We start from the raw sequence: 10,994 nt of genomic DNA on the forward strand, positions 1-10,994 counted from the left end.
TCTCATGAACGGCGCTGAATTCCGGTGACCACCCTGGTGAATCACGCGGATTTGGCCCGAACGAATGGGGGAGGATCCCATGCCAGCAATCGTGATCGTCGGAGCCCAGTGGGGCGACGAAGGCAAAGGCAAGGCCACTGACCTGCTTGGTGGCCGCGTCGACTATGTCGTCAAGCCCAACGGCGGCAACAACGCCGGGCACACCGTCGTCGTAGGCGGTGAGAAGTATGAGCTGAAGCTCCTTCCGGCCGGCATCCTGAGCCCCAACGCGGTCCCGGTGATCGGCAACGGCTGCGTGGTGAACCTCGAGGCGCTGTTCCAGGAGATCGACGGTCTTGAAGCCCGCGGCGCGGACACCTCCAAGCTGCGGGTTTCCGCCAACGCCCACCTCGTGGCGCCCTACCACCAGGTGCTGGACAAAGTCACCGAACGGTTCCTCGGCAGCCGCGCGATCGGCACCACCGGCCGCGGCATCGGCCCGGCCTACATGGACAAGGTGGCCCGCCTCGGCATCCGCGTCCAGGACGTCTTCGACGCCTCCATCCTCCGCCAGAAGGTGGAGGGCTCGCTGCGGCAGAAGAACGAACTGCTGGTCAAGGTCTACAACCGCCGCGACATCGAGGTGGACGAGATCGTGGACTACTTCCTGTCCTTCGCCGAGCGCCTGCGCCCGCTGGTCATCGACAGCACCTTCGTGCTCAACAAGGCCCTGGACGAGGGCAAGGTGGTCCTGATGGAGGGCGGCCAGGCCACGTTCCTGGACGTCGACCACGGCACCTACCCGTTCGTGACGTCCTCGAACCCGACGGCGGGCGGCGCCTCCGTGGGCTCGGGCATCGGCCCCACGCGGATCTCCCGCTCGATCGGCATCATCAAGGCCTACACCACGCGCGTCGGCGCGGGACCGTTCCCCACCGAACTGTTCGATGAGATGGGTCTGTACCTGCAGAAGACCGGCGGGGAGTTCGGTGTCAACACCGGCCGGCCGCGCCGCTGCGGCTGGTACGACGCCGTCCTGGCCCGCCACGCCTCCCGCGTGAACGGCTTCACGGACTACTTCGTCACCAAGCTGGACGTGCTCACCGGCATCGAACAGATCCCGGTCTGCGTGGCCTACGACGTCGACGGCGTCCGGCACGACGAGATGCCGATGACCCAGACCGAGTTCCACCACGCGAAGCCCATCTTCGAGTACTTCGAGGGCTGGACCGAGGACATCACCGGCGCCCGCACCCTGGACGACCTGCCGGAGAACGCCCGGAACTACGTGCTGGCCCTGGAGAAGCTCTCCGGCACCCGTTTCTCCGCGATCGGCGTCGGCCCGGACCGCGACCAGACAATCGTGGTCAACGACCTGATCACGGACTAGTACTTCCTAGCGGTTCAATACGTCCGACGGCGGCGGGTCACCTGGAAAGGTGGCCCGCCGCCGTTGTCGTTAAGGAAAGAAAAAGAAATTTTGGACCGTGCGTAACCTTTTCGGGTGCCGCAGCGATTACTCCTTTGTAAGCGTCGCCCGGTACCTGGTCCCCCCACCAGGAACGGCCGGCCTTGTCAGAGAAGGATCCGAGCGGCGCCTGCCCCCATCAGGCGCCACGGACTTCGAGAGAAAGTTCCGACGGGCACCTGCCCCCATCAGGTGCCGACAGGACTTCGACTGTAAGTGCCGGCTGGCGCCTGCCCCCATCAGGCGCCGGCCAGCCTTCAACCAACCAAAGGATGTACGTTTTTCATGAAGAGTGTTAGCAAGACCACCAAGATTGCTGTCGGCGCCGCTATTCTCGCGGTCGGAGGCTTCTCCGGTATCGGCCTGGCCAACGCGGCCCAGATGTCCAGCACCCAGCAGGCTGAAGTGAACCACGCTACGCCCGCCACCCCTGCCGTTCCGGCAACCCCGGAACTGCCCGCCACCCCGGCCGTTCCGGCCGTGCCCGCAACCCCGAACACCGACGGCTCCGCCAAGGGCGACGCCGCTGTTGAGGGCTCCAAGGGTTCCGCTGAGGGATCGGTTTCCGCTGACAAGGACGGCGTCTCCGTCGACGGTGCCGCCAACGCCAAGGGCGCTGCCGAGGCCAAGGCCCACGCCGACGTCACCGTAGCGACCCCGGCCGTCCCCGGCGCCAAGGACGCTCCGGCTGCCCCGGCCGTTCCGGCTGGCCCGTCCGCCGAGCTGCCCAAGATCGACAAGTAAGCACTAAAACGCCTCCTTTCGGAGGCGATGGGGTGCGGCCGCTAGACTGTCGGGGGCCGCACCCCCAAGCAGTAACGGAAGGAAAGCCACTTGGCAGACCAGCTGAGCGATGACGAACTGTCAGCCGCTTTAGCTGGCGACCCGTCAGGATTCAGCGCCGTCTACACCGTGATGTCCCCAGCAGTGCTTGGCTACTTCCGGGCTAAGGGCGTTGACGACGCCGAGGCCCTGACCCAGGACGTGTTCGTGGACGTCCTGCCGAAACTTGAAAATGTCACCGGCGGCCACAAAGGCTTGCGGACCTTCGTCTTCTCCGTCGCCCACGCCAGGCTGGTTGACCACCACCGGCGTTCCGAGCGGACGCCGTTCCTGGCCGAATACGACCCCCTGAACGACGCCCGGTATTCCGCCTCGGCCGAGGACGAGGCGCTCGGTTCGCTGGGCGGCCTGTCCCACACACTTTCCCAGCTCAACGAGGAGCAGCGGGAAGTCCTGGTCCTGCGGATCGTCGCAGACCTCTCCATCGAACAGGTGGCCGGCATCATGGGCAAGACCCCGGGTGCCATCAAACAACTTCAGCGGCGCGGGCTCAGTGCCTTGCGCGAACTCGTAACCGAAAAGGACCACGCAGCATCATGACCGGCACGCGCAACCCCCGACAGGATGGCAGCATCCAGGCGATGCTCCGTGACTCCGGCCTCGAAGCTGCCACCGAACTCCGCAGCACTCTCGAGCAGATGCAGGCCTTGGTTCCGGAGCAGGCTCCGCCGCCCCGCGCCGACCTCGCGGCGCTGCTCGCTGGCTCAACCGCCCCGGCAGCCGGCACCGCGGACACCCTTGCCGTCGACACCCTTCCGGCAGAGGCCCTTCCGGCCGGGGTCAGCAGTCTCGCCGAACGCCGCCGCGGCCGGAGGCGCCGGATGGCGCTCGTCAGCGGGGCCGTGGTTGGTGCCATGAGCCTGGGCGTCGGAGCCGTAGCCGCTGCCAGCCCGGACTTCCGCGCGGACGTCGGCCACGCCATCACTGTCATTTTCCAGCCCGCGGCACCGGCCCCGGCTCCTGCCCCCACCTTGCCCTCGCCCTCGGATCTCCCGGCGGCACCGGTGCCGGCCCCGGCAGGCACCTCCCCGGCCGGGACGGTCCCGGCCGTGCCCGCACCGGAGGGAACAGCGCCCGCGGCCAAGCGCCCAGGCCCCGCGTCCACGCCCCCCGCGGGCGGCCGTGGCGGTTCGCTGCCGACGCCGGGGCAGCGCCCGGTGGTGCCCGGCCAGAACGGCCGCAACATTCCCAGCAGCCCGTTGCCGACCGTCCCGTCGGTTCCGGAACTGCCGACGTCGTCGTCCGACCTGCCGTAACGGAACTACCAGGGCCCGCGCAGCTGCGGGATCGCTACGAGGTACTCGGGGTGGGCGAGGTCCAGGCTAAGCGCCTGCGGGATCCCGAACCAGCCGATTTCCGTGTGCTCCCCTAGCGCGCGGTTCGAGGGGACACCATCCCAGTCCGTGATGGACCAGCCCTGAAGCTGCAGTGACGCGGGACCGCCGTCGCCCCTGCTGAGTTGGAACGACGGCGCCGAGCGGGGCCGCTGAATGGTGATGCCGAGCTCCTCTCGGAGCTCCCTGACCAAGGCGTCCCCGGCGGACTCGCCGTCCTCGATGTGACCTCCGGGAAAATCCCAGCGGCCCGGATAGGCCAGGGCCGCGGGGCTCCTGCGGCACAGCAGGATTCCCGCAGGGCCGAGCAGGGCGGCCACCACCACGCGATGTCTCATCCGCCCATTCGATCACACCCGTGGGGCCCGGGGGTGTGTGGCTAGGCGAGGACCTGGCGCTTGGAGGAGATGACCCCGGTGTCGAAGCCGGCCAGGTGCAGGCCGCCGTGGAACCGGGCATGCTCAATCTTCACGCAGCGGTCCATGACGACGTCGAGACCGGCCGCTTCGGCTTCCTTGGCGACATCCTCGTGCCACGAGCCCAGCTGCAGCCACAATGTCTTGGCGCCGGCCGCGATCGCCTCATCCAGCACACCGGGCAGGTCATCATGCTTGCGGAACACGTCCACGATGTCCGGGCTCTCCGGCAGGTCTGCGAGCGAGGCGTAGGTCGGTTCGCCCAGGATCTCCTTCACCACCGGGTTCACGAAGTACACCTTGTAACGGGTGGAGGACTGCAGGTAGGTGGCCACGAAGTAGCTTGCGCGCGAGGGTTTGTCCGAGGCGCCCACGATCGCGACCGACTTCGCCTGCCGCAGCAGATTCAGCCGCTCCGGCGCCGACGGTCCCGTCCAGGTTCGGTCTTGCGTGCTCATGCGTTTGCTCCGATCGTGCAGGTGTCGGCCGACAATGCATCCGAGGCTGTTACCTCAGTCGCGGCGTCCAGGGCCTGGTCGAGGTCCCAGAGGATGTCCTCGATGTCCTCGAGCCCGATCGAGATCCGGACCAGGTCCTCGGGGACTCCGGCGGACTCGAGCTGCTCGGGGCTGAGCTGCTGGTGCGTGGTGGAGCCGGGGTGGATCACCAGCGTGCGTGAGTCGCCGACGTTGGCCAGGTGCGAGGCCAGCTGCAGGGACTCGATGAACTTCTGCCCGGCGGCCCGGCCGCCCTTCACGCCGAAGGAGAACACCGAACCGGGGCCCAGCGGCAGGTACTTCTGCGCCCGCTCGAAGTGCGGGTGGGAGGGCAGGCCCGAGTAGTTCACGTAGGCGACACGCTCGTCCGCTTCCAGCCATTCGGCCACGGCCTGGGCGTTTTTGAGGTGCTCGTCGAGGCGCTGCGGGAGGGTCTCGACACCCTGCAGGAGTTGGAAGGCCGACTGCGGCGACAGCGCCGGCCCGATGTCGCGCAGCTGCTCGCAGCGCAGTTTGGTCAGGAAGCCGTATTCGCCGAAGTTGCCCCACCAGGAGACGTTCCCATAGGACGCGACAGGCTCCGTCATCGTGGGGAACTTGCCGTTGCCCCAGTCGAAGCGGCCGCTTTCGACGATCACGCCGCCGAGGGTGGTGCCGTGGCCGCCGAGGAACTTCGTGGCGGAGTGGATCACGATGTCCGCCCCGTGTTCGATCGGTCGCACGAGGTACGGGGTGCTCAGGGTGGCGTCGACGACGAGGGGGATGCCGGCGTCGTGCGCGAGCTTCGCCAGCCCCGCCAGGTCCTGGACCTCCGACGACGGGTTGGCCACCACTTCCACGAAGATCGCCTTGGTGTTGTCCCGGACCGCGGCGGCGTAGTCCGCCGGGTCGGTCCCGGCCACGAACGTGGTCTCCACGCCGAAGCGGCGCAGCGTGACGTCGAGCTGGGTGACGGTGCCGCCGTAGAGCTGGGAGGCCGCGACGATGTGGTCGCCGGACTGGGTCAGCGCGGCAAAGGTGATGAACTCCGCGGCCATGCCCGAAGACGTGGCTACCGCGCCGATGCCGCCCTCGAGGGACGCGATCCGCTCCTCGAAAGCGGCGACCGTGGGGTTGCCGATCCGGGAGTAAATGTTGCCGTATTTCTGCAGTGCGAAGAGGTTGGCCGCGTCCTGGGTGTCCTTGAATACGAAGGACGTGGTCTGGTAGATCGGCACCGCGCGGGCGCCGTGCTCGGCGTCGGGGGTGCCGCCGGCGTGCAGGGCGCGGGTGCGGAACCCGAACTTGCGGTCCGCCATTACGCTGCCACCTCCACGTTGGCGGCCGGGGTGGCGGACAGGTCGAGCTCGACGCCGTTCTTCCGGGCCAGGTCCGCTTCCAGCTCGCGGACGATCGGCAGGATGTCCGCACCGAACGCCGCCACTTCCTCCTGGAAGTGCAGGTAGCCGGTGAGGAACAGGTTCACGCCGATCTTTTTGTAGGCCACGATCCGTTCGGCAATCTGCTCCGGGGTGCCGATCAGCTGGGTCTTGAAGCCGTCGTTGTACTGGACCAGGTCCTCGAAACTGGAATCGGCCCACATGCCCTTGCCGTCCTTCGTCGACGCCCCAGCCTCCTGCACGGCGGCGCGGAAGCCTTCGACGGCGGGCTTGTGCGCTTTCTCCACGATCTCGCGGAGGGTATCCCGGGCTTCCTTCTCGGAATCGCGGGCGATCACGAAGCCGTTCAGGCCAAACCTCGGAGAGGAAAGAGCGGCGGGGAGGGCGCCATCGGTGCCACGCTTGGTCTCGCCGGACGCGGCCAGAACACCGGCGATGTTCTCCTTGAAGCCTTCCAGGTCCTTGCCGTTGGAGAAGTACCAGTCGGCGACCCGGCCGGCCGTGGCCTGCGCCGCGGTGGAGTTGCCGCCGAAGAAGATCTCCGGGTGCGCGCGTCCCGGCACGTCCACCGGGGCCGGCTGCAGGGTGAAGTTGTTGATGTTGTAGTACTTGCCGGACTGGCTGTAGTCCTGCTCGGTCCAGAGCCCGCGGAGCACCCGGATGAACTCCTCGGTGCGGACGTAGCGCTCGTCGTGTTCCAGCCATTCGAGGCCGAAGTTGGTGAACTCGTCCTTGAGCCAGCCGGAAACGATGTTGACGGCGGCGCGGCCGTTGGAGATGTGGTCCGCGGTGATGATGTATTTCGCCAGCACGCCGGGGTGCCACATGCCCGGGTGGACGGCGGAGATCACCTTGAGCCGCTCGGTGGCGGCCAGCAGCGCGAGGCTGAACGACGTCGCCTCGTGCTGCTTGTCCGCGCCGTAGGAGGCGGCGTACCGGGTCTGGGTCAGGGCGTACTCGAAGCCTGAGTTCTCCGCGATCCGGGCGAGCTTCTTGTTGTAGTCGAAGTCCCAGCCGGTGCGCTGTTCGATGGTGGAGACCACCAGGCCGCCGGAGACGTTCGGGACCCAGTAGGCGAACTTGAGCGGTTCGGAAAGACGGGCGACGCTGCTGATGTCAGTCATGGGTGTTCCTTACTTCTGGGGTATTTCGGATTCGCAGGACATCCTGGATGTCCGCGATGGATGGTTCGTTCTGGAGCGAGGTCGTGTCACCGAGCGCGCTGCCCTCGAACAGTTGGGTCAGCAGCCGGCGCATGATCTTGCCGCTGCGGGTCTTCGGCACATCCGGAACGACGACGACGTCGCGCGGCTTCGCAATCGGCCCGATCGCCTTGGCGACGTGCGTTTTCAATTCGGACGCGATGTCCTCGGTAGCCGCGCATCGCGCGAGCGAGGAACGAGCGAGTGAAGTGATCGGACCGGGGTCCCCGGGCGAGCTTGCGAGCTCGGGGGAGTCCGTGAACGCTAAGCGGCGCGAGGACGTCGCGTCCGAATCCTTAAGCACCACAAACGCCACGATCGCGTGGCCGGTCTGGGGGTCCGCGACGGGGCAGACGCCGGCCTCCACGACGTCCGGGTGGGAGACGAGGGCCGATTCGATCTCGATCGTGGAGAGCAGGTGTCCGGAGACGTTGAGGGTGTCATCCACGCGCCCGAGGATCCAGATGTCGCCGTCGTCGTCGTATTTGGCGCCGTCGCCGGCGAGGAACCAGCCCTGCTCCGCATACTGCCGCCAGTAGGAGTCGAAGTAGCGCCGAGGGTTGCCCCACACGGTCCGGGCGATCGCGGGGCCGGGGGCGTCCACCACGATGAAGCCCTGGACGCCTGGCGGAACCGTGTTGCCGGTCTCGTCCACGATCCGGGTGCCGACGCCGGGCAGCGGCCGGGCCGCGCAGCCGGGCTTGAAGACGGTGTCGGTCGGGGCGGGGGAGAGGATGGTGGCGCCGGTTTCGGACTGCCACCAGGTGTCCACCACCGGGGCGGTACCGGCGCCGACGTTGTCCCGGAACCAGCGCCACGCCTCGGGGTTGACGGCTTCGCCGACGGTGCCGAGCAAACGGATGGAGGACAGGTCGTAGCTGGCCGGGACGCCGTCCGGGAACCAGCCCATCAGCGACCGGACCAGGGTGGGCGCGGTGTAGTACTGCGTCACGCCGTAGCGTTCGATGATTTCGAAGTGCCGGCCCGGGTGGGGAGTGTTCGGGGTGCCCTCGAAGATGACCTGGGTGGCGCCGTTGGAGAGCGGGCCGTAGAGCTCGTAGGTGTGGGCGGTGACCCAGGCGAGGTCAGCGGTGCACCAGTGCACGTCTGCATCCCGCAGGGCGGGGTCCGGGTTGCTGAAGAGGTGCTCGAAGCTCCAGGAAGCCTGCGTGAGGTAACCGCCGGAGGTGTGGACCAGGCCTTTGGGTTTTCCGGTGGTGCCGGAGGTGTACATGATGAACAGCGGCGTTTCGGCGTCGAACGCCTCGGCTTCGTGGACATCGGAGGCGCGCCCGACGGCGTCATGCCACCAGAGGTCGCGGCCCGCGGTCATCGGTACGGTGTGCAGCTCGTCCGCGGCGGTGGTGCGGTTGACCACCAGGACGTGTTCAATGGCGTTATCGCCCGCGACGGCGGCGTCCGCGTTGGCCTTCACGGGCACGGCGGCGCCGCGGCGGAACTGGCCGTCGGTGGTGACCAGGAGCTTGGCGCCGGTGTCCTCCACCCGGAACTTGAGCGCCTCGGCGGAGAAGCCGCCAAAGACCAGCGAGTGGATGGCGCCGATCCGGGCCACCGCCAGGGTGATGATTACCGTTTCCGGAATCACCGGGAGGTAGATGACCACCCGGTCGCCCTTGCTGATCCCGAGCTCCAGCAGGGCGTTGGCGGCCTGGGCGACCTCGCGCTGCAGCTGGGCATAGGTGACGGTGCGGCGGTCGCCGGGCTCGCCCTCGAAGAACAGGGCCACCTTGTCCCCGCGTCCCGCCGCTACATGGCGGTCGACGCAGTTGGTGGCGACGTTCAGCTTCCCGCCGTCGAACCAGCTGATGTCCGGGCCGGTGCCGGCGGCCACGTCCGCCGGGATGCGGCGATGGGCGGTGTGCCAGGGCTTGTCCTGCCCGGGCGCGTCCTCCCAGTCGAGCCGGAGGGCTGCCGCCTCCCAGAACGCGACGCGCTCTTCCTCGGTCTGCGGAGCTTCGGTCTGCGGTTTGTGCACGCCGGGGTCCCTCAGGGTTACGCCCATCGTTTCACCGCCCACTTCTCGGCCAGGCCCAGCAGGGCGTCGGTGATTTTTCCGATCACGGCCAGCAGCACGATCGCCAGCAGGAGCCGGTCCGTGCGGCCGTTGTTCTGGGAATCCGTGAGCAGGAAGCCCAGGCCCATCGAGGACGCGATGAGTTCGGCGGCCACCAGGAAGAGCCAGGCCTGGGCCAGCGCCAGCCGCAGGCCAGAGAACACCGCCGGTACCACGGCGGGGAGCTGGACGGTGGTCAGCAGCTTCACCCCCTTGAGCCCGAACGCGCGTGCCGCTTCCACCAGGTTCCGGTCCACGTGCCGCAGCGCCAGCGAAACGGTGGTGAACACGGGGAAGAAGGCGCCGATCAGGATCAGGGTGACCTTGGAATCCTCGCCGATCTTCATCCAGAGGATCAGCAGCGGCACCCACGCCAGCGAGGGGACGGCCCGGAGGGCGCCGATGGTCGGGGCGAGCAGGGCGTCGGCGAACCGGGACAGGCCCACCAGCGAACCGAACACCAGTCCCAGCGCCGCGCCGGCCGCGAAGCCGATCAGCACCCGCTGGGTGGAGATCGCGACATGCTGGCCGAGCTGCCCGCGTTGCAGCAGGTCAAGGCCGGCCTCCAGCACCATGGCCGGCGGCGGAAGCTGGACCACGCTGAACAACCCGGCCGCCGTCGAGAGCTGCCAGGCGGCCAGCACCGCGGCGGGGATGAGCAGTCCCAGGAGCAGGCGCACCCAGCCGGTGGCGGGGAGCCCCGCGCGGGACGCCGAAGCTGCCGGGAGCCCCGCGGCGCGCCGGTCAGCGCGGCTGTTGCCTGGCAGGGCGGGAGTTTCGAGGCGGCTCATTACGAGTCCTTGATGGCGGACGGATCCGCCTTCTTCACCAGCGAGTCATCGAGCAGGGAGGCGACGGCGTCGTCGATCTGCTTCTGGCTCGCGACGTCCCCGGTCTCCACGAACGTCGGCCCGATCTTGGCGAGGACCTTGCGCTGCGCCTCGCCCGGGGCCGGGTTGACGTTGAGGTTGCTGCGCTGCAGGACCACGGTTTTCGCGACGGCGAGGTCCAGGCCGGCGGCCTCGGCGAGGATCTGCGCGGTTTCATCCGGGTTCGCCGCGGCCCAGGCGCGGGCCTTCTCGTACGCGTTGACGACGGCCTGCGCCTGTTGCGGCTTGTCCTTGAGGAAGGATTCCGTGGCGTTCAGGAAGCCGTAGGTGTTGAAGGAGAGGTTCCGGTAGAACAGGGTGGCGCCCTTCTGCTCTGCGCCCGCCATGATCGGGTCCAGGCCGGACCAGGCGTCCACGGAACCGTTTTCCAGAGCGGTGCGGCCGTCGGCGTGCTGCAGGTTCTGCACGGTGACGTCCTTGGCGGACAGCCCGGCCTCGGACAGCGACTGGAGCAGGAAGAAGTACGGATCGGTGCCCTTCGTCGCGGCCACCGACTTGCCCTTGAGGTCCGCCACCTTGCTGATGGCGGAACCCTGCTTGGTGACGAGGGCAGCCCACTCGGGCTGGGAGAAGATGTCGATGGCCTTGATCGGCGAACCGTTGGCCTTGGCCAGCAGCGCGGCGGAGCCGGCGGTGGAGCCGACGTCGATCGCGCCGGACCGCAGGGCCTCGTTGGCCTTGTTGGAGCCTGCCGACTGGACCCACTTGACGCTCACGCCCTGGTCCTTGAGGGCGGTTTCCAGCCAGCCCTTTTTCTTGATCACGAGGCTCAGCGGGTTGTACGTGGCGAAGTCGATGTTCAGGGTGCCGCCCGCGGCGTTGGCGGCGGCGTTGGCGGCGGCCGGCTGGCCGGAGCCTTCCCCTGCCACGCAGCCGGTGAGGGCCAGTGCCGTGCTTACGGCCGCGGCCGTA

General features: G+C 68.1%; 11 protein-coding genes. 4 read left to right on the forward strand and 7 right to left on the reverse strand.

Going from position 1 to position 10,994, the window contains the following annotated elements; translation table 11 throughout:
• Nucleotides 1-79 precede the first annotated feature (79 nt).
• The 4 genes from ABLI39_RS11535 (at nt 80) to ABLI39_RS11550 (ending at nt 3,546) form a co-directional block, all read left to right on the forward strand.
• Nucleotides 80-1,369 (forward strand): adenylosuccinate synthase, encoded by a 1,290-nt coding sequence (locus ABLI39_RS11535; RefSeq protein WP_349413565.1) that lies wholly within the window; start codon nt 80-82, stop codon nt 1,367-1,369.
• Nucleotides 1,370-1,732: 363 nt separating this feature from the next.
• Nucleotides 1,733-2,191 carry a hypothetical protein gene (locus ABLI39_RS11540; protein ID WP_349413566.1) on the forward strand — a complete coding sequence of 153 codons (459 nt, stop codon included), beginning with the start codon at nt 1,733-1,735 and terminating at the stop codon, nt 2,189-2,191.
• Nucleotides 2,192-2,281: 90 nt separating this feature from the next.
• Nucleotides 2,282-2,830, forward strand: a complete 549-nt coding sequence (locus ABLI39_RS11545) for an RNA polymerase sigma factor (protein ID WP_349413567.1) — start codon at nt 2,282-2,284, stop codon at nt 2,828-2,830.
• Complete coding sequence (locus tag ABLI39_RS11550; RefSeq protein ID WP_349413568.1) at nt 2,827-3,546, forward strand: hypothetical protein; 720 nt, start codon at nt 2,827-2,829, stop codon at nt 3,544-3,546. The genes ABLI39_RS11545 and ABLI39_RS11550 overlap by 4 nt, the downstream gene beginning before the upstream one ends.
• 5 nt (nt 3,547-3,551) lie before the next feature.
• Here the strand turns inward: ABLI39_RS11550 and ABLI39_RS11555 are convergent, their stop codons facing one another.
• The 7 genes from ABLI39_RS11555 to ABLI39_RS11585 all read right to left on the reverse strand — a co-directional run.
• Nucleotides 3,552-3,962, reverse strand: a complete 411-nt coding sequence (locus ABLI39_RS11555) for an NUDIX domain-containing protein (protein ID WP_349413569.1) — start codon at nt 3,960-3,962, stop codon at nt 3,552-3,554.
• 41 nt (nt 3,963-4,003) lie between these two features.
• A complete protein-coding gene (locus ABLI39_RS11560) occupies nt 4,004-4,498 on the reverse strand; it encodes a CoA-binding protein (protein WP_349413570.1) in 495 nt (164 codons plus the stop codon).
• A complete protein-coding gene (locus ABLI39_RS11565; RefSeq protein WP_349413571.1) occupies nt 4,495-5,835 on the reverse strand; it encodes an O-acetylhomoserine aminocarboxypropyltransferase/cysteine synthase family protein in 1,341 nt (446 codons plus the stop codon). Before ABLI39_RS11565 ends, ABLI39_RS11560 begins: the two co-directional genes overlap by 4 nt.
• Complete coding sequence (gene sfnG / locus ABLI39_RS11570; RefSeq protein WP_349413572.1) at nt 5,835-7,040, reverse strand: dimethylsulfone monooxygenase SfnG; 1,206 nt, start codon at nt 7,038-7,040, stop codon at nt 5,835-5,837. The genes ABLI39_RS11565 and sfnG overlap by 1 nt, the downstream gene beginning before the upstream one ends.
• Entirely contained in the window at nt 7,033-9,141 is a 2,109-nt protein-coding gene (locus ABLI39_RS11575; protein WP_502935225.1) for an acetate--CoA ligase, read from the reverse strand. The genes sfnG and ABLI39_RS11575 overlap by 8 nt, the downstream gene beginning before the upstream one ends.
• Nucleotides 9,132-9,983 (reverse strand): ABC transporter permease, encoded by an 852-nt coding sequence (locus ABLI39_RS11580; protein ID WP_349413574.1) that lies wholly within the window; start codon nt 9,981-9,983, stop codon nt 9,132-9,134. Before ABLI39_RS11580 ends, ABLI39_RS11575 begins: the two co-directional genes overlap by 10 nt.
• A partial coding sequence (locus ABLI39_RS11585) for an aliphatic sulfonate ABC transporter substrate-binding protein (protein ID WP_349413576.1) occupies nt 9,983-10,994 on the reverse strand: 1,012 nt, incomplete at its 5' end. The genes ABLI39_RS11585 and ABLI39_RS11580, both read right to left, overlap by 1 nt.

This window comes from Pseudarthrobacter sp. B907 (assembly GCF_040137805.1).
Lineage (GTDB): Bacteria > Actinomycetota > Actinomycetes > Actinomycetales > Micrococcaceae > Arthrobacter.